The sequence below is a fragment of the Streptomyces odontomachi genome (assembly GCF_024435355.1).
GTDB classification, from domain to species: Bacteria; Actinomycetota; Actinomycetes; order Streptomycetales; family Streptomycetaceae; genus Streptomyces; species Streptomyces odontomachi.
The window spans coordinates 982,888-1,007,920 of sequence record NZ_JAMJWG010000001.1 but is presented as its reverse complement, the minus strand read 5'-3'; the positions used below and the strand labels follow the sequence as shown (position 1 = coordinate 1,007,920).

The window sequence follows — 25,033 nt, the reverse complement described above, 5'->3', positions numbered from 1 at the left end:
ATGGGTGGCGGCGACGGTCCGCGGGCCGACCGGGGGGTGTCAGCCGAGCAGCTTGTCGAGGGTGATGGGCAGGTCTCGTACCCGCAGGCCGGTGGCGTTGTACACGGCGTTGGCGACGGCGGCGGCGGAGCCCACGGTGCCGAGTTCACCGAGGCCGCGGGCGCCGAAGGCGCTGTAGACGGTGTCGGGGTGATCGAGCCAGTGGACGTCGATGGGGGGTATGTCGGCGTGCGCGGGAACCAGGTACTCGCCGAGGTTGGCGGCGGCGAGACGGCCGGTGTGCTCCTCCAGGGGATCGGCTTCGAGGAGGGCGTGGCCGATCCCGAAGATCACACCGCCGATGAGCTGGCTGCGGGTCGTCCGGGCGTTGACGACCCGTCCGACGTCGACGACGGTGGTGAACCGGCTGACCCGGGGCTCGCCGGTGTACCGGTTGACGCGCACCTCGCAGAAGTGCGCCCCGAAGCTGTGGAAGGCGTACTTCTTGCCCTCGTCGCCGCGTGCCGCGGACGAGGTGGCTCCGACGGAGTGCGTACCGGCGGCGGCCAGCAGCTCCACGAACGTCGCCGAACCGCCGTCGCCCTCGATCCGGCCCGCGTGGTAGCGCAGGTCGGCGGGGTCCTGGCCGTGGAAGGGGGACGCCGGAGTGTCGGCGGCGAGCTTGCGCAGGGCGTCGATCGCGTCGGCTGCGGCCGCCTGGACGGCCGGGGCGGTGCTCCCCGTGGTCATGGAGCCGAAGGCGGGGGCGCCCGGCGGCAGGGACGAGTCTCCGAGCCGGGGTTCGATCCGGGCGAGCGGCAGGCCGAGGGCGTCGGCGGCCACGATGGCGAGCACCGTCCAGGCTCCGGTGCCGATGTCGGCGGCGCCGGAGGCGACGGTGGCGGTGCCGTCGTCGCGGAAGAGGATGCGGACGGTGGCCGGCATGCGGCCCGCGGGGTAGACGGCGGTGGCCATGCCGGTGCCGACCAGCCACTCGCCGTCCGTGCGGCTGCGCGGGGTGGCCGCGCGCCGGTGCCAGCCGAAGCGTTCGGCGCCGATGCGGTAGCAGTCCTTCAGGTACTTGCTCGACCAGGGGGTCTGGGTGCCGGGGAGCGTCGTGGCGTGGTTGCGCAGCCGCAGTTCCACCGGGTCGATGCCGGTCTTGACGGCGAGTTCGTCCATGGCCGTCTCCAGCGCGAAGGAACCGGGTGCCTCACCCGGGGCCCGCATGGCGGTGGCGGCCGGCACGTCGAGGGTGACGACACGCTCGTCGACGTGGAGGTTGGGCGTGGCGTAGAACACGCCCGACGTGCCCGAGGCCGGGGTGAGCACCCAGCCGCCGCTGGCCGAATAGGACGCCGCCGAGGTGTGGCTGACGGCGCTGAGCACACCGTCGCGCGACGCGGCGAGGCGGACGGTCTGGGTGAGGCTGGAGCGGTGTCCGGCCAGCGTGAAGACCTGTTCCCTGGCGAGCACCAGCTTGACCGGGCGACCGAGCGCGCGTGCCGCGGCCGCGGTGAGGGCGGCGTCGCCCCAGGGGATGGACTTGCCGCCGAACCCGCCGCCGGTGAAGGGGCTGACGACGCGGACCCGGTCGGGTTCGACGCCCAGTTGGCCGGCGATGCCGGAGGCGTAGATCCCGGGGGCCTGGGTGCCGCAGTAGACGGTGACGTGGTCGTCGTGCCAGACGGCGGTGGTGGCGTGCGGTTCCATGGCCGCGTGGTGCTGGACGGGCTGGGTGACGGTGGTCTGCACGGTGATCTCGCCGGCGTCGAGCGCGTCCTCGATGGAGTCGACGCCGTCGGCGAGCACCGTGGTACGGGTCGTCGAGGCGCCGGCCGGGCCTCTCCCGGGCGGTGGGGTGCCGGGCAGCCCGGCGGGCAGCGAGGCGCGCACCGGTTCCGTGTCGTAGTCGGCGCGGATGAGCTGCGCGGCGTCACGGGCCCGTTCGAAGGTGTCGGCCACGACCATGCCGATGATCTGGCCGCGGTAGCGCACCGTGTCGTCCTGCAACGGTGCGAAGGACTCGCCGAACCCGCCTCCCGCGTACAGCTTGAGCGGCGCGAAGGGGGTGTGGACGGCGAGCACGCCGGGGGCCTTGGCGGCGGCGTCGGTGTCCATGGTGCGGATGCGGCCCTTGCCGACCGTGCTGAGCACCAGAGCGGCGTACGCGAGGTGTTCGACGTGCTGGTCGGCGGCGTAGCGGGCGCGTCCCGTCACCTTCTGGCGGCCGTCGACCCGTTCGATGTCACGGCCCACCGGTGAGCCCGTGGAGGATGAGGTCATCGGGCGTCTCCGAGGCTGGTCAGGGCGCGCACCAGGGTGCGGCGGAGCAGTTCGGGTTTGAAGGCGTTGCCGCTGAGGGTGCGGGCGCCGTCGGCGGCGTGGGCGGTGGCCGACTGGTACGTCGCCGGTGTGGCGGGCCGGTCCGCCAGGGCCGCTTCGACGCCGGTGAGTCGCCAGGGGCGGGTGCCGACGCCGCCCGCGGCGACCCGTGCCGCGACGATGTGGCCGCCGCGCAGGTGGAGGGCGACGGCGGCGGAGGCGAGGGCGAAGTCGTACGACTGCCGGTCGCGGATCTTGAGGTAGGTAGAGCGGGTGGCCCAGCCCAGCGGCGGGACGGTGAAGCCGGTGACGAGCTCGTTCGGCCGTAGCCGGTTTTCGATGTGCGGGGTGTCGCCGGGCAGGCGGTAGAAGGTGTCGAGCGGCACGGTGCGGGCGCCCTCGGGTCCGTGCAGATGCAGCACGGTGTCCAGGGCGACGAGGGCGACGGCGACGTCACTGGGGTGGGTGGCGGCGCAGGAGTCACTGGTGCCGAGGATGGCGTGGTGGCGGTTGACGCCGTCCAACGCGGCGCAGCCGCTGCCCGGTTCACGTCTGTTGCAGGGGGTGGAGACGTCGCGGAAGTAGCCGCACCGGGTGCGCTGGAGCAGGTTGCCGCCCATGCTGGCCATGTTCCGCAGCTGCTGCGAGGCGCTCAGGTCCAGGGCCCGGCTGATGACGGGGTAGCGCTCGCGCACGAGCGGGTGCTCGGTGACGTCGCTCATGCGCTCCAGGGCGCCGATGTGCAGGCCCTGGTCGTCGAGGGTGATGCCGTGCAACGGCAGGCGGTTGATGTCCAGCACCCGGCTGGGGGTCAGTACCTCCAGCTTCATCAGGTCCACCAGGGTGGTACCGCCCGCCAGGTAGGCGCTGCCGTCGCCGGCCCGGTCCAGGGCCTCCCGCAGGCTGCGGGGCGCGGCGAACTCGTAGGGGCGCATCAGTGCCTCACCCGCCCGGCGTCCTTGACGGCGTCGACGATGTTCGGGTAGGCGCTGCACCGGCAGAGGTTGCCGGACATGTACTCGCGGATCTCGTCGTCGGAGCCGTCGTGTCCCTCGCCGGCCAGGCAGACGGCGGACATGATCTGGCCGGGGGTGCAGAACCCGCACTGGAAGCCGTCGCGGTCGAGGAACGCCTGCTGCATCGGGTGGAGTTCGTCGTCGGCACCGAGTCCCTCGATGGTGGTGACATGGTGCTCGTCGAGGGTGGCCACCAGGGTCAGGCAGGACACCACGCGGCGGCCGTCGACGTGCACGGTGCAGGCACCGCACTGGCCGCGGTCGCAGCCCTTCTTGGTGCCGGTCAGCCCCAGCCGTTCCCGCAGCACGTCCAGCAGGGTCCACCGGGGGTCCACGCGCAGGCGGCGCGGCTCGCCGTTGACGGTGAGGCGGACCGTGACGAGGTGTTCGCCGGGGACGTCGGCGGCGCCCGGCGCGGCAGCCTCGGCCTCCGGCGCTCCGGGTACCACGGTGGCGGTCGCGGTGGCCACGACAGCGCTGGTGCGCCCGAGGAACCCGCGCCGGGAGACACCGGAGGTGACGGGCGGATCGTCGGGTGCCGGCTGGTGCTTTCGGCGCATGGGTTCTCCCCGCACAGGGCAGCCGTCCCCACCGTGACGTCCGGGGTGTGGGCTGAGGGGTGGGGTCCTCGGAGCGAGCGAGGCGTGCCACGGTAATCAGCCAGTCTGGGGAAACGGCCGCGCCGGCTCAAGACGGCTTTCAGCCGTGGTGCGCCGGCGCACGCCCCCTCGGCGACGGGCACCCGCACTGTTCGCAGGGTTGTCAGCGGCCGCACCTATGGTTCACCCGGACCGAACCACTGCTTCCGGCGGAGACCCCATGAGCGACGTCTACTCACCCCTTTCCGAACTCAACTCCCTGAAGGAACTGGAGGATCGGCTCGCGGGGCAGTGCTTCGCCCCGGGTTTCGAGCTGTTCGACTACAACGACGACGAACGCGACTGGTTCTGCGGCATGGCGGACGAGGCGTACCTGGAACAGGTGATCTACTTCGCCTACGCCGCCAGCTCCGGTTCGTACTACGGGCTGTGGCGCTGCGACGACCGCGCCGACCTGGCGACACTGCCCGTCGTCTGCTTCGGGGACGAGGGTGAGCTCCACGTCGCCGCGCGCGGTCTGCGCGAGCTGTTCCGGTTGCTCGCGGTCGAGCCGGCGGACCCGGACGACCACTGCCCCGGGCGCGAGGAGTACCTGACCTGGCTGGCGGGGACCTTCGGGCTCACCGCCCCCGAGCACGCCGAGGAGATCACGGGGCCGGCCGAGGACGAGTACGGGCAACGGTTCGCCGAGTGGGTGCGACACGCGACGCACGGCGCCGTCGACCTCACCGTCACCCAGCCGGGCCTTGGCTGACTTCCCGGGCTGGACGACCGCCGTGCCCGGTCCGGAGACCATCCCGGGCTCAGGACTTTGCGGCCGCCGTGTCCCCGACCGCTGGCCGGCCGCCGTCGGTCTTCCTCAGGTGGGGCGGTTCCTTGACGAAGAGGGCGCCGACCGCGGAGAGCAGGCAGAGCACCGCGGAGTAGCCGACGACGCTCCACTGTCCGCCGTGTGACCACGCATGGAGCCGGGTGGCGACGAACGGGATGGTGCCGCCGATGATCGCACCGGTGATCTCACGGGTGAAGGTGACACCGGTGTAGCGGTGCGTGGCGTCGAACATCTCCGACAGCATGGTCGCCTGCGAGGCGAGCGTGAGGTCGTTGCAGAGCGTGAAGATCAGCACGAGGGCGGCCCAGATGATCACGGGCGTCCCGGTGTCCAGCATCACGAAGAACGGATAGAACAGCACCGCGGCGGACACCGCACCCGTGATCATCACCGGCCGCCTGCCGAACCGGTCGCACAGCCAGCCCGCGGTGGGCACCGTCACGACTTTCAGGGCGTTGGCGATGACGATGCCGGTGAGCCCCACCCAGGCGGCCGTGCCGACGTCGTCCGCGAGATGGCTGAGCGCGTACACGGACGGCAGGTAGCTGATCACGTTGGGCGCGATGCTGATGAGCATGGCCGGTGCGATCCGGTCTCCTGACGAGGTGAAGAGGCTCCGCAACGGGAAGCCGGTGTGGCCCTTGCTGCGGGCCGCGCGGAACTCCGGGCTGTCGGTGACCTTCAGCCGGATGATGAATCCGGCGACCCCGACCAGACAGCTGAGCAGGAACGGGATGCGCCACCCGTAGCTGCGGAAGCTGTGCTCCGACATCACGGCCGAGGTCAGGAAGAACACGCCGGTGGCGGCGAGGGAGCCGACCGCGTTGCCGAGGGTGGGAGCGCTGGCGTTGACCCCTCGGGCACGCGTCTCGGCATGCTCGGCGGACATCAGCATCGCGCCGGCGTACTCGCCGCCCGCGCCGAGGCCTTGCAGGACCCGCAGCACGACCAGGGCGGCGGGCGCCGCCGCGCCGGCCGTCGCGTAGTCGGGCAGCACTCCGATCAGGGTGGAGGAGACGGCCATCAGGACCAGGGTGCAGAACAGCATCATGCGGCGGCCCACCCGGTCGCCGAGCACGCCGATGATCACCCCGCCGACGGGGCGCGCGAAGAAGCCCACAGCGAACGTGCCGAGCGACGACAGCGTCGCCGAGAGCGGGTCGGCGTCCGGGAAGAAGACCTTCGGCAGCACCAGGGCGGCGGCGGTGCCGTAGAGCGAGAAGTCGTACCACTCCAGGGCGGTGCCCACGGTGGAAGCGACCGTCGGCCGGCTGATGCGAAGCGTCATCCTCGACCTCACACGAGAGAGCTACCGGAACCTCTTGGATGAACGTTCATGTTGCCCGGGGAGATTAGAAGTCCTTGTGAGGAGCGTCAAGAGAGAGTTACGGTATCGAAAACCGTGAACGTTCATGGTCCTGGTGTCCCAGAGATCGACGTGTCTGCCCGCCCGACCGATCGGAGCGCTCCATGACCCACGGCGTCCGCCCCCCGCTCACCGTCCACGACGTGGAGCTGTCGAAGTTCAACCCCCTGCCGCGCATCCTCGCCTTCGACCGTTTCGACTCCACGACCCACGGGTGGACCGAACTCCTCGGCAACTACGACGGCCAGGGCAACCTGGACACCGTCGACGCGCACATGCGGGACTTCCGCCCGCCCCAGCTGTCCTCGTGCTCGTTCTTCGACGTGGGCACGCACGGCACGCTGAGCGGCAACTACGCCCTGAAACTGGCCAGCCGCGCCTACCGGGGACACACGGCCACCGCCATCCGGCGGCTGACGATGGCCGGCCGCGGGGAGGTGCAGATCGAGGCGTACCTCGCCTTCAAGGCGGAGGCCAACGTGGGTCCCGCGCAGCCCGGTTCGGTCGCCTGGGACGGCAACCGCCACCCGGCCGAGGCCGAGTTCGGCGCCTTCACGGTGGCCACGGACATCTGCTCCGACCAGGGCATCCGCTACCACACGGTGATGCGGTACGAGAACACCGACCTGAACAACGAGCTGACCCGGCGCTGGAAGTATCCCGTCGTGCCGGAACCGACGCCCCGCGACCATGTCCAGGGGAAGTTCGCCCTGCCGTACGCGGCGGACTTCACCGCGCCCGACCCCGACGACTGGCGTTACCTGGGCGACCCGACGGAACTCTGCGTCAACGAGGTGCCGACCAAGATCAACTGGCACTATCTGCGCTGGCGCATCGACACCCGGCTGCGCGCCAATGTGGAACTCCAGCTCAACGACGCGGTCATGGACCTGCGCCAGGTGCCGGTCCCGGTGTACCCGGACCGCTACCAGACGCTCGACAACCTCCTGAACTTCTACTTCTCGGTACGCACCCACGCCGACGTCAGGAACTTCCTCTTCCTCGATTCCGTTCTCATCTCCGTAGATTGGTAGTCCACGCGATGCGATCGACCATGACGGCGGTGCTGGAGCGCAACAGGACGGCGACCGCCGACTTCTGCACCGAGCCGTACGAGATTCCCTGGGCGGCCGAGGCGCGGTTCTTCGTGCACGCCCTGGACATCGCCGAGGGCACGCTCCTCACCTTCGCCACCGAGATCTCCCCGGACGGCCTGCACTGGTGCGACCTCGACGAGTCGGTGCACGCGGTGTCCACCGAGGGCGTGCGGAGTTGGCCGGTGTCGGGCTTCGGGCAGTGGCTACGGCTGCGTTGCCGCGTCACCGGTGAGAATCCGGTCGCTAAACTGCGGATCTACCTCGTGGGCAAGAGCTGAGCGTGCGCCCGTGCACGACGAGCGCGCCCTGCCCGAACGGAGCACCGACACAGCGATGATGCGTCCCCAGCGGTCCCAGCGGGTGACCCTGCGCGACATCGCCGCCGGGCTCGGTCTCTCGGTGAACACGGTGTCCCGGGCGCTGGCCGGCAAGAGCCAGGTCAGCGCGGCCACCCGCGAGGCCGTGCTGGCCGAGGCCCAGCGCCTCGGATACCAGCCGAACAGCCACGCCAGGCTGCTGGTGTCGGGCCGGACGATGGTCATCGGACTGGTGATCACCAACCCGTCCAATCCGTTCTACGCCGCGCTGATCCCGGCGGTGGAGCGGCAGTGTCGCAGCGCCGGCTACTCGGTACTGCTGCTGGTCACCGAGGAGTCCGAGCAGAGCGAGGAAGAGGCCGTCCAGCAACTGTTGCGGTTCGGCGTGGACGGTGTGCTCGGCATCCCGATCCAGGGCCGCAGCGACGCCTGGGAGCGGCTGGCGAAGGCGAACGTCCCCGTGGTGCTGCTCAGCCGGGACATTCCGGCACTCGGTTTCGACTTCGTCGGCATCGACGCCGAGCAGGGCATCGCGGAGGCGGTGCGCAGCGCGGCAGGTGCGGGGGTGCGGCGGGCCTGGCTGTTCGAGGAAGACCTGGAGATCAGCACCGTCACGGCGCGGATCGACGGTTTCCACCGCGGCCTGGCGAGCGCCGGTATCGACCGGCGGGACGGTCTGGTCATCAAGGTCCCCACCCGCCGCACGCACGGCGCGAGCCTGCCCTGGAGCCCCGACGACGCCCACCAGATGGCCGCCGGCCTCATCACCCCGGACCACCACCCCGACCTGGTGGTCGCCGGCAACGACTACGTGGCCCTGGGCATCCTGAAGGCCCTGCACGCCTGCGGGCTCACCGTGCCGGACGACGTCATGCTGCTCGGCTACGGCGACCATCCCTTCGCCGCCTACCTGGAGCCGTCGCTCACCACGGTCCGCCTGCCAGCGGACGACGTCGGCACGACCGCCGTCGACTTCCTCCTCACCCGGATCGCGGATCCGAGCGCCCCGCGCCGCAGCGTGCGGCTGCCGCCGATCCTCATGGCACGGGAGTCGACCCGCAGGCCGGACACGCGGCGGACCTGACGTCCGGTGCGCCCGCCTCACGCCTCGTCAAGGGCGGGCGCCGCACGGCAATCCGTACAGACATCGCAATTGTGGCACCCGTCCACCATGGTGCAACTCTACCTAGGGCTAGGTAGAGTTGCACCATGCCTCACGAGCCCTCCGCTCCACGGATGACGCTGCCGACCCAGTTAGTGCTGCGCGCATTCCTGGAGCAGCCCACAGAAGAGTTGTACGGGTTGGAAGTCTGCGCCAGAGCCCAACTCGCCAGCGGCACGATCCATCCGATCCTGGCTCGCCTGGAGTCCATCGGCTGGTTGATCTCGCACTGGGAGGATGCGGACCCGCGTGAGCAGGGCCGCCCCCGGCGGCGCTACTACCGGCTCAGCCCGGACGGCGCCGTATCCGCCAGGGAAGCGCTGGCCCGCGCCACGGCGAACAGAAGTGCGCTCGGCGCGCTGCGTCCCGGCCTGTCCGGAGGCGCCAGCACATGAGTCCGGCTCCCTTCACCGGCGATCAGGGCCTTGCCGGTGAACTCCCCTACGGTCACGCCCGCGGCCTGGCCCGTGATCTCGTCCGCAAGCTCGGTCGCACGGACGCCCGCGCCAGGCGGCTCGCCCACGGCCTCGCCTTTCAGCGCCACGGCGCCACCAGCAGCGATGTCGATCTGGCACTCGACGTGGCCGACATACTCGCCAACCTCCACATCCGTGCGGCCCGGCTGCCGGCCGCGCTCGGCACGCCCCGTTCCGTCGAGGCGCGCACCACCTACCTGTCCCAGGGGCTCGAGTGGTCGTCCGGGTCCTCCCACGAACTCGCGCGACAACTCGACCGCACCGACCCCCGCGGCAGCGCTCACGCCCGGCGCGTTGCCCAAGGCTGCGACGAGGCCACCGCCCTGCTGGGCAGGTTCACGACGGCCCTGCACCGGCCGGACGAGGCCGCCGCGGCCCTGTCGGGTCGGCGGCGCGTGAGCCTGCCGGCGCAGTGGCTCATCGACTCCGCAGCACGTGTGCTCCCTGCGCCGGACCGCCCCCGCTACGCGGAAGAGTGGCGCAGCGAACTCTGGGACCTCGCCGCTGAGCCACGCCGCCGCCACCTCGCTCACGCACTCCGCGTCACGATCCGTGCCTGGCCCACTCGCCGGGCGATCCTGCATGACCAGCGCGATCACGGGGGTTGGGAGTGGTGAGGCGAGTGCGTGCCACCGGAGTGGCCGCCGTGGCGTCGCCCTTCGCCACGGCACTGCCGACCGGGACCATGCCATGGCAGGCGGAACTGGCGCTGGCGCTGTCAGGCCCGCTGGTATACGGATTGCACCACTTCTGGATGTACCGGCTGAGCCGCCGGGCCCTGGAGTGCGCATCTCGCAACGACGTCGTGCACGTACTCGCGTACGGAACGGGTCAACCACCCGCCGATCACGGGTCGGGGCGGAAATAGTCCCAGGGCGGGACGGCTCACGGCGCCATGCAGAAGCGACGGCAGACGTGCACGCGCGTGAACTGCTGCCGCATCGCCTGTTCGTCCCGCAGGTCGCCGTGGAGGAAGACCGCGACCGGTCGCAGCCCCGGCCTGCGTTCGCCTATGGCCCGGTCCGGCTCCGACTCATCGGCGTAGCGGTCGGCGTAGACATGGAGGTAGTGCGCGCTCTCGGCGAAGCCCATCGCCCGGTACCACCACAGGGTGTCCGGGTCGTCCCTGGTCCAGGCGTCCAGCGTGACCACCGGCAGGGCGCGGACGCGGGTCCGCGCCTCGCTCAACAGGGCACGGCCGATCCCCTTGCGCTGGTGGTCGGGATGGACGGCGACCGTGTCGATGGTCGCCAGCTCTCCCTGGGCGGTGACGTCCATGATCCCGACGACCAGCCCGTCCTCCCCCACGGCCACCAGCTCGAAGCCCGGCGCGACGACGTCCGGCTTCGCCTTGTGCACATCGTCGAAGTAGGCCGTGCCCAGGAAGGAGAGCACCCGGCAGCGTAGCCAGGACGTCTCGTCGGCGGGCGTGTACTCACGAATGACGTAGCTCACGGCGGTGGTCCTCAACGGGTGCGGCGGCGTGCGAACGGCGGCGGCTACGGAGTCGAGGGATCACGTCGGCATTATCCACCGTCCCCGTACCGTCCGCCGCTGCATGGGCGAAGGACGCGAAAGCCGTCCGACCGGCCGGCAGGGTCGCTCAGCCGAGGATCTCCCTCAACCGGTCGCAGACCCGCCCCCGCCCAGTATGGGATCACAGCGGCCCGTCGAAGGCGTGATCCGAGATGCGGAGACGGCGCCGAGAACGGTTCGGTCCATGAGGGAGCTCGTCCAGGTGCCTTGGCGGTGCCGGCTGGGTTGCGAACGGTCACACCGCGCCCGGCAGGTCGACGCCAGGGAGGCGTCCGGGTCTGAGAATCCTTACTGCCAGCGCACGAGGATCAGCCAGGACGGCCCGTCTCGCCGCCGGCTACGGAGCCGTAGGAGCGGTAGCGTTCGCGGGGCTTTGGCCGGTTGCACGGGACAGATCATGCACGCCTTTCAGGTTCGCGCCTGTCAGGTTCGCGCCTGTGAGGTTCGCGCTTTCCAGGTACGCCTCGTGCAGGTCTGCTCCTTCCAGGTTCGTGTCGTGCAGGTCCGCGTATGTCAGGTCCGCGTCGTGCAGGTCAACGCCGATCAGGTCAATGCCGTGTAGGTCCGCGTCGTACAGGTTCGCCTTGTGCAGGTCCGCGTCTTTCAGGATCGCGTCGTGCAGGTCCGCTCTGACCAGGAACGCGTCGCGCAGATCCGCGTCCAGCAGGTACGCGTTCTGCAGGTTCGCCTCGTGCAGGTCCGCGCCTTGCAGGTCCGCGCCGTGTAGGTCCGCGTCGTACAGGTTCGCGCCGTGCAGGTCCACCGGGGTGTCCTTCGCCAGCGGTGCGACGAGGATGCTCAGGGCGGCGGCAACGTCGTTCCTCGGATGGGTTGGGCCCTTGGTGCCCTTCTTTGGCGCAGGTGCATGGCCGCGGACGTACGCGGAGATGACCTGCACGACAGTAGGGGCGTCTCGCGGTGAGTCTTGGGCGATGCGCTGAAGCGCATACAGGCCACCGAGCCGGACTTCTTCGTTGTTGTTGCCGAGGTTGGCCACTGCTGCGGTGTACCGGTCGGTCACCTGCCCGTCGCGCGTGAGCTGCTGCTCGCCTTCGACCTGTCGCACCGTCACCAGGGTGCCTCCGGCCACGGTCAGCGTGGACAAACTCACCAGCAGAGCCATTGCACGCTCCAGCCGCACCCACCAGCGACCCAGCGCCGAGCCGGCGCTCGGTGCTGGGTCGCTGCTCGCTGGTTCCGGGCCGCTGTCCTGGGAGAGGGCGCGGGGATCAGGTCGGGGTTGCGGGGCCGACTCGGGCGCGGGGTCCAGTGGCGGCGTCGCCGGTGCCGGGCCCGGCGCAGTGTCAGCCGCGCTGGCTGGTGACGGGCCCGATAGGCGGTGCCGGCGGACCCGAGCGGCAATTCGGCGTAACTCGACGGTACGTGCCCGGCTCCCGGAGCTCTGCCTGGTCATGGCAGCACTCCAGCAGTCCCTTGGCCTGCCTCAGGTGAAATCATCGAATGCGTGATGGTTCTGATATACGGCCATATTGCGGCTGGTGTTCGAGGGAGAAACGTCCGTCGGATCGTCCCGCTGCTCGGCCCCGACGCGCCGCCGGCCAATGAGGCCGGGTGGAGTGGATGGGGCTGACTTCCTCGACCAACTGGGAGTGGCACCTTTCCGGGCGAGGCGTCTGCTCATGAGGGTGATGGCGGCCCAGGTGATCAGGGTTTCGGAGTGCTGGACGAGGCGTTCGCAGTCCCTCGCGTCTCCGGATACGTTCGCCCAGCGGTAACTGCGACCGCTTCGAGAACGGTTCCTTCCGATGCCTCCAGGCCCTCGCCTTGCACCGTGCCGAGCAGAACAGTGCATCCATGCGACGGCCGGCACCGGCCACCCACCGAACCCCGCACTCCGGGCACCCGGCCTCCCCGGCGCCGTGCCGGGCAGCGGCCATGAGCCTGCGTAGCCGACGTGCTTTCCACCACTGCCTGGAACGACACGCCGACGAGCAGAACTCCGCCCTGGGACGGGCACCCGGCCTCAGCCGTTCACCACAGCCCCGACGCTCTCCCCAGCCCGCCCGGCGTCCTCGGACACCACTCCCGCGTAGGACGCCAGGCTCCTCAGAACCGGGGATCAGAAACACGCGCTCAGCTTGGCTCTGCCGGTGATCTTGGAAGGCCGGGCTCAGCTGCCGACGCCTGCCGGCGCCCCAATCCCGCGCATGACCGGGCATCCTGGTGCGACGATCACCCACGACGTCGAGGAAGCCACCATGCTGTACCTGCTGTCGCTCCGCTACACGGCCTCGGAGCAGGACGCAGAGCCGTTCATCAAGGACCACGTCGGCTACCTGGAAGAGCACCACCGGGGCGGGACGTTCCTGGTCTCCGGCCAGACCGTGCCCACCTCGATCGGCGGTGCCATCGTCGCGCACGGGGTCGATCGCCCCACCATCGAGCAGATCACCGCTCAGGATCCGTTCGTCATCCATGGCGTCGCGGCGTACACCATCACGACGATCACCCCTGGACGGGTACATCCCGGCCTCGCCGACGTGCTGAAGGCGGACGGTTGAACGCACGGTCCGCTCCGCGGCTCGCACGGTCGTACCGGGTCCGTCAGGGGACCCGGGTCACCGTGCGCCCGCGGGCCCGGGCGGCACGGGCGAAGACGACCGCGTCCTGGACGGCGGCGCCGCCCGGGTCGTTGTTGAAGTAGACGTACACGTCGCACCGGTCGGGCCAGGTCTCGGCGAGGCGCCGGGCCCAGGTGGTGAGCGCCTGGCGGCCGTAGCGCGGCCAGGGCCGGGCGCGTCCGGCGTGCAACCGCAGATAGCCCCAGTCCGTGGTGCGCCACAGCGGTGTGGCGGGCCGCGATCCGGCATCCGCCCAGCACAGCGCGGCACCACGGTCCTCCAGGACACCACGGACGCGGGGGTCGTCCCAGGACGGGTGCCGGGGCTCGACGGCCACTCGTACGGCGGACGGAAAACACCGCAGGCAGGCGTCGAGCAGGGCGGTGTCCGCAGGCAGGTTCGGCGGGAGCTGGAGCAGGACGGGCCCGAGCCGCTCCCCCAGTCCCTCGGCGTGGCTCATCAACCGGTGCACCGGCTCCTCGGGGTCACGCAGCCGCTTGATGTGGGTCAGGTACCGGCTGGCCTTGACGGCCATGACGAAGCCCTGGGGCGTGCGGTCCCGCCAGGCGGTGAACGTGTCACGGTCGGGCAGCCGGTAGAAGGCGTTGTTGAGTTCGACGGTGGCGAAGGCCGCGGCGTACTCCTCCAGCCAGAGCCGCTGGGGCGTGCCGTCCGGGTACAGCACGCCTCGCCAGTCCTTGTACTGCCATCCCGAGGTGCCGACGTGCAGGGTCACGCCCGCCAGCCAAGCACACCCCGTGGGGCGGGGAGGCGTCGGCGCCGCGGCGAGCCCGCCGCGGCGTGGACATGATCACCGTTTTGGATCTTCGCTACCATCGTGGCGGCGCATCAACCGGTGCGCCGTGGGTCCCGGGCGGCACGGGTGCGTGCCACGTCCCGCCGGACGCGGCCCCGCCCCGTCGGCCCGGCACCGTCCCCCGTCGACCCGAGGAGCATCCGTATGCGCTACACCCGACTGGGCTCGACCGGCCTGCAGGTCTCCGTCCTGAGTATCGGCTGCATGAGCTTCGGCGAGCCGGGACGGGGCAAGCACGAGTGGACCCTGGACTACGACGACACCCGGACCGTCATCACCAAGGCGCTGGACGCCGGAGCGAACTTCTTCGACACCGCCAACACCTACTCGGACGGCTCCAGCGAAGAGCTCGTCGGCCGGGTGCTGCGGGACCTCGGCGTCCCCCGGGACGAGGTGGTGCTGGCCACCAAGGTGTACAGCCGCATGCGACCGGGCCCGAACGGCGCCGGGCTGTCCCGCAAGGCGATCTTCACCGAGATCGACAACAGCCTGCGGCGGCTCCAGGTCGACCACGTCGACCTGTACCAGACCCACCGGTGGGACTACGAGACGCCGATCGAGGAGACCCTGGAGGCACTCCACGACCTGGTGAAGGCGGGCAAGGTGCGCTACATCGGCGCGTCCTCGATGTACGCCTGGCAGTTCTCCAAGGCGCTCTACACGGCCGACCTGCACGGTTGGACGCGTTTCGTGTCGATGCAGAACCACTACAACCTCCTGCACCGCGAGGAGGAGCGCGAGATGCTGCCGCTCTGCGCGGACCAGGGCATCGGCGTCATCCCGTGGAGCCCGCTGGCGCGCGGCCGGCTGACCCGGCCCTGGGACGCGTCCACCGCACGCGCCGAGACGGACGAGTTCGGCAGGACGCTGTACGGGGAGCAGGACCAGGTCGTGGCCGAGCGGGTGCTCGAGCTCGCCGGGCGGCGCGGTGTCGCCCCGGCGCAGGTGGCGTTGGCCTGGCTGCTGCGCAACCCCGTGGTCACCGCGCCCATCGTGGGCGTCTCCAAGGCGGGGCAGTTGGACGACGCGGTGGCCGCGGTGGACCTCGAGCTCGATGACGACGAGGCCGCCTACCTGGAGGCGCCCTACGTGCCGCACGCCCCCGTCGGCTTCCAGTGACCTGACCGCCTGGTCCCGGGGCGGCCCCTGTCCGGCCGTGCACCGCGTGCTCCGCGGTGCACGGCGCGCATCACGGGTCGCCCCTGCCGGTTTTCTCAATAACGTTCCGTAATTCTGCAATCCTTGGCCCGCATCGCACTTCTCGGCGGGCGCGACACGGCTTTCGCCGGTGACCGCCCGACTTTCCGTCGCGGCCGATTCCGGAATTTCCGGAATTGTTTTCCAGGTATTACTCGGGTTCGCCGCGCGATGTCCGCGCCGGTCACCCAGCCGGCCCGCTTTCCCGGCTGGGGGCCCGGGGGTCGCCCCCCGGAAAAACGCAGTACCGAAGCGTCGCCCGCCGTCTTGCCGGCCGCCACGACCGCGGGCTAATTTGATGCCGCATCACCATCCGAAATCCGTTGCGGCGCCGGACCCGTGTCTCTGCCCACCCCTCTCAACGCCCCGGCGCGGCATGTGTCTTCGTGCGCGGAGAATCATTGGTCCGGCGTCACGGCCCGCCGCAGGGCCCGTGCGCCGCAGGTGTCGCTGAGGAGCCGGTGTGCGCGATTCGAAATCGTCGACGAAGAATTCCGGGAGTACGGCGTCCCGTCCGAGACGTGCGGGGCGCTTCCGCCGGTCCGTGCTGACGTCCACCCTCGGCGCCGTGGCCCTGGTCGTGGCGCTCGCGACGGATGCGGACGCCGACGTCCTCCAGGCCCTCCCCCAGAACGCCGACGGTCTGGAGCAGTCCTTCTCCCCCGCCTACGACTACGACGGCGACGGGTGCTACACGACCGCCGCCATCGCCCCGGACGGCACCCTCAACCCGGGTCTGCCGCTCGGCGGCGACGTGAACGGGCACTGCCACGACCCCGCCCAGCTGGCGAGCGCCAACACCTACTCGCGGGAGAAGTGCAACAACGGCTGGTGCGCCATCGTCTACGCCAGCTATTTCGAGAAGGATCAGGCCGTTTCCGGGCTGCCCATCGGCCACACCCACGACTGGGAACACGTCGTGGTGTGGATCTCCGGCAACGAGGTCAAGTACGTCTCGGTGTCGCAGCACTCCGGCTACCAGGTGGCGGCGAGTTCGTCCGTGCGGTTCGACGGGACCCACCCCAAGGTCGTGTACCACAAGGACGGTGTCTCCACCCACTGCTTCCGCTTCGCGACCAGCAACGACGAACCGCCGGAGAACGCCACCGGCGGCTGGTTCTACCCCCGCCTCGTCGGATGGGCGGGCTATCCGGCCGGGCTGCGCGACACCCTGATGAACGCCGACTTCGGCGACGCCACCATCAAGATCACGGACGGCCGGTTCGCCTCCGCCCTCGCCAACTCCATGCCCGCCGGCATTCCGTTCGACCCCAACGCCTGACGCGGTTGGGCATCGTCGGGCCGTGGTCAGCTTCCTGACTGCCGGTAGGCGTAGACCGTGGTGTTGATCTTGCAGGCACCGGGCGAGATCACCTGGGCCCGCAGGATCCCCGCCTGCGGGTCGTAGTCCACCCCTTCGGTCTCGAACGTGCCCGTGCACACGCTCTGCTGCGGCAGCGGCCCGAGGTCGGTCACATGCCCGGTGACCTGCGAGCCGTCCAGCGCGTGCGGCAGGTCGACGCGGAGCAGGGGACGCGCGTCGGGCCACAGGTCCGTGGCGGCGTCGTCGGACGCGCACACCAGTTGCCGGGCGGTGACGAAGTCGCAGCCCTGGATGTCCCGCACCGGGTGGTCCAGGGTGATCTGGCCAGCCTGGGGCAGGGTGCCGCCGGTGGCCGGGGTGCTGGGGTTGAGCAGGGGTGCCGGGAAGACCTGGAGGCGGCTCTGGTCGCCCCACTCGCCGGAGACCAGCCACTGGGCGTCCGGCGAGACGGCGGCGAAGGAGTTGTTCAGCTTCTCGCCCGCATCGAGCGGGTGTGCGTACTGGTAGCGCCGTCCGTCCGGGGTGGTGACCGCGAACATCTTCGACGTCGCGTCGTCGCCGCCCTGGTAGGCGTCGAAGACGTCGCCGCGCGCGGTGTCCGGGTCTCCGACGTGGTTCCAGCCCGCAAGGCGCAACGTCAGCGGGATCGTGCCGAGGCCGCGGTAGACCAGGGAGCCGTCGTCGAACGAGGCCAGGCCCTCGCCGCCGCTCAGCGAGTCGACCCGGGACGTGCCGGCCGGCACCCATCCCTGCGGGTCGGCGAGGGCCGCGGTGGCGCCCAGCACGGTCAGCGCCACCGCGCCGAGCAGCGCCGTGGCCGTACGACGGGTGCGGATGCCGGGACGGAACGGGCTCATGTCGCTGTCACCTCGTCAGGTCACCTACCGGGATGCGACATGAGCCTAATGTCCCGGGGCAGGAAAAACTGTTCGAAGGTGGAATCGGAGGGGCGTCGGAGCACCGGGGCATGCGCCGGGCCGGTGTGGGGCTCGCTCCGTGGCGCCCCGGTCAGCTTCCGCCGGCTCCGATGAGGCGGTCGACCCGGAGCCGGATGACCAGGCGGCGGTCGCGGACCATGGCCCGCCGGTAGTCGTCCCAGTCGGAGTGCTCGCCGGACAGCGCCCGGTAGACCTCGACCAGCTCCGCCACGGTGGCGTCGTGCGGGTCGGCCGCGACCGGGGTCAGCTCCGCGGTGCCCTCGGCGACGACATACGTCCAGAAGTCGGTGGACGTGACGTAGAGACCCGCGCGGGGGTCCCGGCGGAGGTTGGCTGTCTTGGCGCGGCCTGCCGTGGTGGACACCCGGACGAGCCGCGTCTGCCTGTCGTAGGTGTAGAGGACGTTGGACAGCTGGGGTCGGCCGTTGGACTTGATGGTCGTCAGGACGCCCCGTGTACTGCCGGCAAGCAGTTCCTCGAAAGCCTCGGTGGGCACGTGTCCGCCTCTCTGCACGACTGGCGAGGGCCGCTTTCGACCCCGCGAACGCGACCGTCGGGCCGCCGTGGGAGACACGCTGCCTCGCGCCGGGGCACGCCGCAACCAGGCGTCCGGGCGTGTCGCTCCGGGCGAGATCGGTCCGGAACCCGCACACAGATAGAAAGCGCTGTCACACCTCTCGACAACCGTCTCCGTTGGCCCGACGCTGCTGCGGGGCGGATCGAGACGAGAGGAGATCCGCGTGAGACGCAGGACACTGCTCACGGCGGCCGGTGGGGCGTTGCTCGGCGCCACGGGCACGGGCGTGGCGCAGGCGGCCGGCTCCGGTGCGACCGACGTGGCCGTGCAGGTCGATCCCGGTACGACCTACGGCCCGTGGGAGGGCTGGGGCACCTCGCTGGCCTGGTGGGCGAACGTGTTCGGGGACCGCGACGACTTCGCCGACGCGTTCTTCACCCTTGAGGACGTCGGCTACGACGGCCGTACGCTGCCCGGCCTCGGCCTCTCCATCGCCCGCTACAACCTGGGCGGATGCAGCTGGAACACGGTCGGCGGCGCCTCGATGGCGGCCTCGCCGAACATCCCCCGGTACAAGCAGATCGAGGGCTTCTGGCTGGACGGCGGCAATGCCGATCCCGGCTCCGCCGCCTGGGACTGGAGCGTGGACGCCAAGCAGCGCGGCGCCCTGCTGCGGGCGCACCAGCGCGGCGCGCAGGCGGAGTTGTTCTCCAACTCGCCGATGTGGTGGATGCTCCAGAACCACAACCCGTCCGGCGCGTCGGACGGCGGCAACAACCTCGCGTCGGCGTACTACCGGACCTTCGCCACCTATCTGGCGACCGTGGCCCGCCGCGCCCAGGACTCCTGGGGCGTGCCGTTCGCCTCGGTGGAGCCGTTCAACGAGCCGTCGTCCTCGTGGTGGACCGCCACCGGCACCCAGGAAGGGTGCCACTTCGACGCGTCCGTGCAGGCCACCGTGCTCGGCGAGGTCCGTTCGGAGCTGGATCGGCTCGGACTGTCCGGTACCGCCGTCGCCGCGTCCGACGAGACCAGCTACGACCTGGCGCGCAGCACCTGGGCCTCGTTCGGCAGCGCGGCCCGGGCCACCGTTGCCCGGGTCAACGTGCACGGTTACCAGGGCTCGGGCGGGCGCCGGGACCTGCTGCGCGACGATGTCGCCGCAGCGGGCAAGAAGCTGTGGAACTCGGAGACCGGGCAGAAGGACGCCACCGGCCTGACCATGGCCACCAACCTCTTCCTGGACTTCCGCTGGCTGTGTCCGACGGCGTACGTCTACTGGCAGGTGATGGACCCGAGTCCGGACTGGGCGATGATCGCCTATGACCCGAGCACCCTCCAGCCGGGCGCCGTGACGACGAAGTACTACGCGTACGCGCAGTTCACCCGGCACATCCGACCGGGCATGCAGATCGTCACGACGAACGCGGGCAACACCATCGCCGCCTACGACGCCGCGGCGCGCCGTCTGGTGATCGTCGCCATCAGCCCCGACCAGGCCCAGACGCTGACGTTCGACCTGTCCGCCTTCGCGCAGGCTTCGGGCGGCTCGTCGGGGCTGGTGCGCCGGTGGTCCACGCACACCCAGGGCGGCGACCAGTACGCCGCCCGCACGGACGTCTCCGTGTCCGGGAAGAAGCTGAGCGTGCCGTTCGCGGCCGGGCAGATCCAGACGTTGGAGATCGACAACGTGACGCCCTGACGGGTCGGCTGCCGGTCAGGTGAAAGCACCGAGGGTGCGGTAAGCGCTTGCTGGCGCACCCTCGGTTTGCCGGTACGTCGCGGTGTCAGCCGCTGCGCTTCCACTGCTGGTTGGACCCGCCGTTGCAGGCATACGTGATGATCACCGCGGAGTCGGCGGTGGAGGCGTCGGACACGTCCAGGCATTCGCCGGTGGCGCGGGCGCTGATCGTCACGTATCCGTCGCCGGTCTGGGTGACCTTCCACCGCTCTGTGGCGTCGTCGGTGCAGGCCCGCTGCTCGACGTCGGTGGCCATCTCGGCCAGGCACAGGGAGCTGTGCCGGGCCATCAGCTGGACGTAGCCGTCACCGGTGTCCCGGAACCAGAACTTCTGGTTCCCTCCGCCGTTGCAGCCGTACTGCTTGAGCACGGCACCCTCCAGCATGGACTGCGAGGTGACGTCGGCGCACTTGCCGCTGTGCCGGGCGGTCAGCGTCTCGAACGGGCCGCCCTGCCCGGCCACGGTGCCGGCCGCGGTGTCGATGGCGAGCTGCGGGTACCAGTCCATCGTCATGCTGGTGGAGCTGGGGAAGGCCAGCGGCAGCCAGACGTACCGCGAGGCGTTCACGTTCTGCCCGAAGGAGTTGCCCCAGCGGTCGCCGAGGTAGAGGTAGGAGGTGCCGGAGCTGCCCTGGACGGGGAGCACGAACGCGGTCTGGGAGTTGTAGGCGGTGGAGTCGCCGACGTTCTTCATCGCGGTCCACGGCCCCGCGAGCGAGGAGGCGGTGGCGTACTGCTGCTGGTTGGGGTCCCAGCCGGTGGCCGCCGAGGTCAGCATGAAGTAGGTGCTGCCGCGCTTGAAGAGGGCGGGTGCCTCGCGATGGCCGCCGGGCCACGGATTGGCGACCAGGCTCTGGATGCCGGTGTAGTCGGGGTTGAGCCGGTAGATCTGAAGGTCGTAGTTCTCGCGTGCGGCGGAGACCATGTAGCCGGTGCCGTCGGTGTCGACGAAGACCGTGAGGTCGCGCGACATGTGCTGGTCGAGCGGGCGGAAGCTGCCCTTGTACGTGTAGGCGCCGTCAGGGGTGTCGGAGACGGCCACCGCGGCGCGGGCCTCGCTGTAGTCGGTGGCGCCCTCCTTGTGCATCCACATGACGTACTTGCCGGTGGAGGCGTTGTACATGACCTTCGGGCGCTCGATGTTGGCGCTCGCCAGCTCGGCGGCGGACGACTGGGTCAGTACATGGCCGCGGAACTCCCAGGTCTTCAGGTCCTGTGAGCGGTAGGCGTCGACGTACCGGAAGGTGTTGTCGTCGTTGCGGTGCTCGCCGTACCAGTAGTAGTAGGACCCCACCTTCAGCATGCCGCCACCGTGCGCGTGCACCGGCTGCCCGTCGGTCCCGGTGAACTGGCCGCCGTTGACGACCGTGACGGCGGCCTGGGTCGCGGTGGCGGGCACGGTCGCCGCGACCAGTGCGGCCGCGGCGAGACACAGGGCCGCCAGCGCGGCTAACAGGGTCCGCAGACGCGTCATCACACACTCTCCTTCACAGGCGGTGAACGTGCCGTGCGCAACGGGCTGTCCAGCACGCCTGTTCAGCATGTCGAACAGCGGATGAGATGATGAACGAGGCCACGGTAGAGGGGGCCCCTGGGGAGGTCAACGGGACGAAACGGCCCCAACGGCGCCCGGCCGCCCGCTGTTCGAGGAGGTGGACGGACACCCTGCGCGGGGCGCGGGGGCCCGCCCTCACTCCTTCACGGCCCCGCCCAGCATCCCCGCGATGAATTTGCGTTGCAGCGCCACGTACACCACGACCACCGGAAGGGCCACGAGGACCGAGGCAGCCGCGAGGAGCGCGGTGTCCGAGCCGTGCTGGCCCTGGAAGAAGGCGAGGCCGAGCGGCACGGTGCGGTACCGCTCGTCGCTGACCATCACCAGGGCGATGAGGAACTCGTTCCAGGTCCACATGAAGACCATCACCAGCATCGTGGACACCGCAGGCCGTCCCATCGGGACGAGCACGCGCCACAGCGTGGTCCAGCTGGACGCCCCGTCGATGCGGGCGGCCTCGATCACCGAACGGGGTGCCTGCCGGAAGTAGGTACGCATCCAGAAGACGCCGAAGGCGAGGGACTGGGCGGCCTGCGGCAGGATGAGGCCCGCGTAGCTGTCGGTCAGGTGCCAGGCGCGCAGATCGAAGTAGAGCGGCACCACCAGGGCCTCTTCGGGCAGGGTCAGTCCGAGCACGAAGAGGTAGAACAGCAGGCTGGCGCCGGGGAAGCGCATCACCCCGAACGCGTAGGCGGCGAGCACCGACAGCACCCCGCTGATCGCCACCACCGCGACCGCCACCAGCACCGAGTTGCCCAGGTACGAGCCGAAGTGACCGCGCGTCCAGGCGTCGGCGAAGTTGCCCCAGTGCAGGCCGGAGGGCAGCGCGAACCCGGTGTCCAGGGATCCGCGCGGGGCGAGCGCGGAGGAGAGGATCCCGACCATGGGGGTCAGGCTGAGGACGGTGAAGACGGCGAGGATGCCGTAGGTCGCACCGCGTTCCAGTCGGCCGGTCACGAACCCTGCTCCTCTCGCCCCGCTCGCCCTTCGACGAGACGCGCCACCGCGACGGACAGCACGAAGATCAACGCCGTGAGCCCCACGCCCAGCGCCGCGGCGGAGCCGACGTCACCGGTCTCGAAGGCCCGGTGGTACACCTCGTAGGCGGGTACGGAGGTGGCGTTCCCGGGGCCGCCGCTGGTGGTGATGTAGATCAGGTCGAAGTTGCGCAGGCCGGCGACGATCGTGAGGGTCAGCGCGACGGCGATCTGCGGGCGCAGTCCCGGCAGGGTGACCGCGCGGAACTCATTGAGCGCCCCCGCGCCGTCGAGCCGGGCCGCCTCGTACAGCTCGCGGGGGATGCGCTGCGCCCCGGCGAGGAAGAGCACCAGGCACAGCCCGGTCTCGACCCAGGTGCCGACCACGCCCACCGCGGGCAACGCGAAGGTGCTGTCCCCCAGCCAGGGGCGGGCCAGGCCGTCCAGGCCCACCAGCCGCAGCGTGTCGTTGAGCAGCCCGTCGGGGGTGAGGATGGCGCGCCAGGCCACCCCGACCACCACCATGGCGAGCACCTGCGGCAGGAACAGCACGGTGCGGAAGAAGGTCATGCCGCGCACCCGGAAGCGGGTGAGCGCGGACGCCAGCAGCAGGCCGATGGCCACGGGCAGCGCCGCGTAGAACAGCAGCAGCACCAACGCATGGCCGAACGGCGCCCGCAGGGTGGGGTCGGTGAGCAGGGCGCGGTAGTTCCCGGCGCCCGCCCACGTGGCGACGTTCAGGCCGTCCCAGTGCAGCAGCGACAGCCAGACGGTCTGGCCGAACGGGAACAGCAGGAAGACCGCGTAGAGGGCGAGGGCCGGCACCACGTACAGGTACCCGATCGCGCGGGGCGACCCCGGAGCCCGGCGGTAGCGGCCGGCGACCCGGCGTATGAGGTGTCCGGGCCGCGTCATGGTGCCGTCTTCTCTCCGCCGGCCTGCTGGGCCATGAAGGTGGCGTACTCGTGCTGCATGGCGCCGGGCAGCTCGCCGGGCGGTGTCCTGCCGCCGATGACCTCCTGGAGCCGGGCGGAGAGGAAGTCGTAGAAGGTGGGGGTGGTGTAGTCGAGGTAGGGCACCAACCCGTCGTGGGCGTTCAGCGCCTTCCAGCCGGCGACCATCTGGCCGTCGGCGCTGTCCTTGGGGAGCCGGTCGGCGACCTTGCCGGGCAGCGCGGGCAGCACGCCCTCCTGGGCCATCACGTCGGCGGCGTGCTCGTCGGTGAGGAAGTCCAGGTAGGCGGCGGCGACCTGCTGGTGGTGGGAGCGGGAGGTGATGGACCAGGCCAGACCCTGGCCGCCGGTGGTCACCGGGGAGCCCCCTGAGGTGGTGGGCGGCGGGGGCATGATGCCGAGGGCGTCGCCCATGGGCTTCTCGAGGGTGGCCAGTTCCCAGGTGCCGGTGATGAGGAAGGCGCCCTTGCCGGCGGCGAACTGCTTGGCCGCGTCGTCGTAGCCGGTGCCGTTGGCGCCGTGCGGCAGGTAGCCGCGTTTCGTCCAGTCGGCGAGGGTGGTGGCCGCGGTACGGGTGGGGGCGTCGTCGAAGCCGGAGCCGCGGCCGAGGATGGTGTCGCGGGCTGCGGCGGCCCCGCCCGACTCGTTCTGGAGCACCCCGAACAGGTGGATCGCCGGGTACTTGTCGAGGTTGCCGAACTGGACGGGCAGCACGCCGTGCTGCTTCAGCCGGGGCAGTGCCTCCTGGAAGTCCTGCCAGGTCTTCGGCGGCGCCACCTTCGCCTTGGCGAGGACGTCCTTGTTGTAGTAGATCCCGATGTACTCGCCCGTCTGGGATATCCCGTACAGGCGACCGGTGCCGAAGTGCGTGCCGTCCGCGGAGACCCGGTTGAGGTTGAGCAGGGTGTTCGGGTAGCGGGTGTTCCAGGCGTAGATGCCCGCGTAGGTGTCGAGCGGGGTGAGCAGGCCGGCCTTCACGAAGGACACCATGTCGGGGTAGCCCTGGTTGGCCTGGATGACGTCCGGCGGGTTGTTGCCGGAGAGGGCCAGCTTGAGGGTGGTCTTCAGGTCGGTGAAGCTGCGCGAGACCCGCTTGATGCGGACGTTCGGGTACTTCTTCTGGAACTGGGCGTTGAGCCGCTCGATCTCGGTGTTCTGGCCGCCGCGTATCTCCTGGTCCCAGACCGTCAGGGTGACCTTGCCCGCCCTGGTCGGGTCCGGTATCGCCTCGCCCGCGCCGGCGCCGCCCCCCGGGCCCGCGCCCGATCCGTCGGTGCCGGGCACGCAGCCCGCGGCGAGCAGGGCGGCGGCGAGGGCCGACGCGGCCAGGCCGGTGCGCCGGCGTGGTCCGCCGCCCGGGAAGCTGTCGCGTTTCATCGCCCATGCCCTTCTGTCGTGCGGTGCCTTGCTTCAGCCGCGGGCGTTCGGCGACGGCCTTCGGTGGGACGCCCGCGATGCACGTGATCCTGCCGCAGCCTGCGACGCCGGCTGCGCCCGCCCCCCCTCCGCCACCCGCTCGACCGTCCCCGACGCGGGGTGGCCGGATCACGACGGAGCGAGCCTGGCCGCCCGCGGGACACAGGTCAAGACGCGGGTCAGGACGACGGTCACGGCGGGAGGGGTCCCAAGCACGCGAGAAAATCTTCATATGTGAACTTGACCCACCTGCGTGAATGCAGCACCGCGCAATAAATCGCTTCCCCACCATGGACCCAGAATGGTCCAGA

Annotated in this window: 23 protein-coding genes and 1 pseudogene; 10 read left to right on the top strand and 14 right to left on the bottom strand. The window is 70.6% G+C overall.

The window, feature by feature from the left end; genetic code table 11:
• Window positions 1–39 precede the first annotated feature (39 nt).
• From NQO67_RS04270 to NQO67_RS04260, 3 genes are read right to left on the bottom strand one after another with little or no spacing between them, the layout of a single operon-like run.
• Window positions 40–2,265: a xanthine dehydrogenase family protein molybdopterin-binding subunit gene (locus NQO67_RS04270; RefSeq protein WP_255946476.1), complete on the bottom strand. Its 2,226-nt coding sequence runs from the start codon at window positions 2,263–2,265 to the stop codon at window positions 40–42.
• The gene (locus NQO67_RS04265) at window positions 2,262–3,239 is read right to left on the bottom strand and encodes an FAD binding domain-containing protein (RefSeq protein WP_255946474.1); all 978 of its coding nucleotides are present in this window, start codon (window positions 3,237–3,239) and stop codon (window positions 2,262–2,264) included. The genes NQO67_RS04270 and NQO67_RS04265 overlap by 4 nt, the downstream gene beginning before the upstream one ends.
• On the bottom strand, window positions 3,239–3,880 hold the full coding sequence (locus NQO67_RS04260) for a (2Fe-2S)-binding protein (protein WP_255946472.1): 642 nt from the start codon (window positions 3,878–3,880) through the stop codon (window positions 3,239–3,241). Before NQO67_RS04260 ends, NQO67_RS04265 begins: the two co-directional genes overlap by 1 nt.
• A 259-nt stretch (window positions 3,881–4,139) precedes the next feature.
• Here NQO67_RS04260 and NQO67_RS04255 point away from each other — a divergent pair, with 259 nt between their 5' ends.
• Window positions 4,140–4,673, top strand: coding sequence for a hypothetical protein (locus tag NQO67_RS04255; RefSeq protein WP_255946470.1), 534 nt, complete (start codon window positions 4,140–4,142; stop codon window positions 4,671–4,673).
• Window positions 4,674–4,722: 49 nt separating this feature from the next.
• Here NQO67_RS04255 and NQO67_RS04250 read toward each other — a convergent pair whose 3' ends face one another.
• Window positions 4,723–6,039 carry an MFS transporter gene (locus NQO67_RS04250; protein WP_255946468.1) on the bottom strand — a complete coding sequence of 439 codons (1,317 nt, stop codon included), beginning with the start codon at window positions 6,037–6,039 and terminating at the stop codon, window positions 4,723–4,725.
• 182 nt (window positions 6,040–6,221) lie between these two features.
• Here NQO67_RS04250 and NQO67_RS04245 point away from each other — a divergent pair, with 182 nt between their 5' ends.
• The 5 genes from NQO67_RS04245 (at window position 6,222) to NQO67_RS04225 (ending at window position 9,786) form a co-directional block, all read left to right on the top strand.
• Complete coding sequence (locus tag NQO67_RS04245; protein ID WP_255946466.1) at window positions 6,222–7,151, top strand: DUF6772 family protein; 930 nt, start codon at window positions 6,222–6,224, stop codon at window positions 7,149–7,151.
• Window positions 7,152–7,159: 8 nt separating this feature from the next.
• Window positions 7,160–7,492: a hypothetical protein gene (locus tag NQO67_RS04240; RefSeq protein WP_255946464.1), complete on the top strand. Its 333-nt coding sequence runs from the start codon at window positions 7,160–7,162 to the stop codon at window positions 7,490–7,492.
• A 10-nt stretch (window positions 7,493–7,502) separates the two neighbouring features.
• The gene (locus NQO67_RS04235) at window positions 7,503–8,615 is read left to right on the top strand and encodes a LacI family DNA-binding transcriptional regulator (protein WP_255946462.1); all 1,113 of its coding nucleotides are present in this window, start codon (window positions 7,503–7,505) and stop codon (window positions 8,613–8,615) included.
• A 125-nt stretch (window positions 8,616–8,740) separates the two neighbouring features.
• On the top strand, window positions 8,741–9,088 hold the full coding sequence (locus NQO67_RS04230) for a PadR family transcriptional regulator (protein ID WP_255946460.1): 348 nt from the start codon (window positions 8,741–8,743) through the stop codon (window positions 9,086–9,088).
• Window positions 9,085–9,786: a hypothetical protein gene (locus NQO67_RS04225; protein WP_255946458.1), complete on the top strand. Its 702-nt coding sequence runs from the start codon at window positions 9,085–9,087 to the stop codon at window positions 9,784–9,786. Before NQO67_RS04230 ends, NQO67_RS04225 begins: the two co-directional genes overlap by 4 nt.
• A 268-nt stretch (window positions 9,787–10,054) precedes the next feature.
• On the opposite strand, the gene NQO67_RS04220 is transcribed toward NQO67_RS04225, so the two are convergent.
• From NQO67_RS04220 to NQO67_RS04210, 3 genes and pseudogenes are all read right to left on the bottom strand, one after another.
• A complete protein-coding gene (locus NQO67_RS04220) occupies window positions 10,055–10,624 on the bottom strand; it encodes a GNAT family N-acetyltransferase (protein WP_255946456.1) in 570 nt (189 codons plus the stop codon).
• Window positions 10,625–11,042: 418 nt separating this feature from the next.
• Window positions 11,043–11,828: a pentapeptide repeat-containing protein gene (locus tag NQO67_RS04215; RefSeq protein ID WP_255946454.1), complete on the bottom strand. Its 786-nt coding sequence runs from the start codon at window positions 11,826–11,828 to the stop codon at window positions 11,043–11,045.
• A gap of 450 nt (window positions 11,829–12,278) precedes the next feature.
• Window positions 12,279–12,446, bottom strand: a pseudogene (locus NQO67_RS04210) (IS5-like element IS4811 family transposase); the annotation flags it as partial.
• Window positions 12,447–12,873: 427 nt separating this feature from the next.
• Here NQO67_RS04210 and NQO67_RS04205 point away from each other — a divergent pair.
• Entirely contained in the window at window positions 12,874–13,227 is a 354-nt protein-coding gene (locus tag NQO67_RS04205; RefSeq protein ID WP_255946452.1) for a YciI family protein, read from the top strand.
• Window positions 13,228–13,270: 43 nt separating this feature from the next.
• Here NQO67_RS04205 and NQO67_RS04200 read toward each other — a convergent pair whose 3' ends face one another.
• A complete protein-coding gene (locus NQO67_RS04200) occupies window positions 13,271–14,023 on the bottom strand; it encodes a DUF72 domain-containing protein (RefSeq protein ID WP_255946450.1) in 753 nt (250 codons plus the stop codon).
• A 225-nt stretch (window positions 14,024–14,248) separates the two neighbouring features.
• Here NQO67_RS04200 and NQO67_RS04195 point away from each other — a divergent pair, with 225 nt between their 5' ends.
• Together NQO67_RS04195 and NQO67_RS04190 are read left to right on the top strand one after the other, a co-directional pair.
• The gene (locus NQO67_RS04195) at window positions 14,249–15,223 is read left to right on the top strand and encodes an aldo/keto reductase (protein WP_255946432.1); all 975 of its coding nucleotides are present in this window, start codon (window positions 14,249–14,251) and stop codon (window positions 15,221–15,223) included.
• 622 nt (window positions 15,224–15,845) lie between these two features.
• Complete coding sequence (locus NQO67_RS04190; RefSeq protein ID WP_255946430.1) at window positions 15,846–16,583, top strand: NPP1 family protein; 738 nt, start codon at window positions 15,846–15,848, stop codon at window positions 16,581–16,583.
• A 26-nt stretch (window positions 16,584–16,609) separates the two neighbouring features.
• Here NQO67_RS04190 and NQO67_RS04185 read toward each other — a convergent pair whose 3' ends face one another.
• Window positions 16,610–17,482 (bottom strand): hypothetical protein, encoded by an 873-nt coding sequence (locus NQO67_RS04185; protein WP_255946428.1) that lies wholly within the window; start codon window positions 17,480–17,482, stop codon window positions 16,610–16,612.
• Between the two features lie 151 nt (window positions 17,483–17,633).
• Complete coding sequence (locus tag NQO67_RS04180; protein WP_255946426.1) at window positions 17,634–18,059, bottom strand: PPOX class F420-dependent oxidoreductase; 426 nt, start codon at window positions 18,057–18,059, stop codon at window positions 17,634–17,636.
• A 244-nt stretch (window positions 18,060–18,303) separates the two neighbouring features.
• On the opposite strand from NQO67_RS04180, the gene NQO67_RS04175 reads away from it, so the two are divergent.
• Complete coding sequence (locus tag NQO67_RS04175; RefSeq protein ID WP_255946424.1) at window positions 18,304–19,782, top strand: glycoside hydrolase; 1,479 nt, start codon at window positions 18,304–18,306, stop codon at window positions 19,780–19,782.
• Window positions 19,783–19,867: 85 nt separating this feature from the next.
• Here NQO67_RS04175 and NQO67_RS04170 read toward each other — a convergent pair whose 3' ends face one another.
• The 4 genes from NQO67_RS04170 to NQO67_RS04155 form a co-directional block, all read right to left on the bottom strand.
• Entirely contained in the window at window positions 19,868–21,286 is a 1,419-nt protein-coding gene (locus tag NQO67_RS04170) for an RICIN domain-containing protein (RefSeq protein ID WP_374118897.1), read from the bottom strand.
• 225 nt (window positions 21,287–21,511) lie between these two features.
• Window positions 21,512–22,333, bottom strand: coding sequence for a carbohydrate ABC transporter permease (locus NQO67_RS04165; protein WP_255946405.1), 822 nt, complete (start codon window positions 22,331–22,333; stop codon window positions 21,512–21,514).
• Window positions 22,330–23,268, bottom strand: a complete 939-nt coding sequence (locus NQO67_RS04160; RefSeq protein ID WP_255946403.1) for a carbohydrate ABC transporter permease — start codon at window positions 23,266–23,268, stop codon at window positions 22,330–22,332. Before NQO67_RS04160 ends, NQO67_RS04165 begins: the two co-directional genes overlap by 4 nt.
• Entirely contained in the window at window positions 23,265–24,683 is a 1,419-nt protein-coding gene (locus NQO67_RS04155; RefSeq protein WP_255946401.1) for an ABC transporter substrate-binding protein, read from the bottom strand. Before NQO67_RS04155 ends, NQO67_RS04160 begins: the two co-directional genes overlap by 4 nt.
• Window positions 24,684–25,033: the final 350 nt, after the last annotated feature.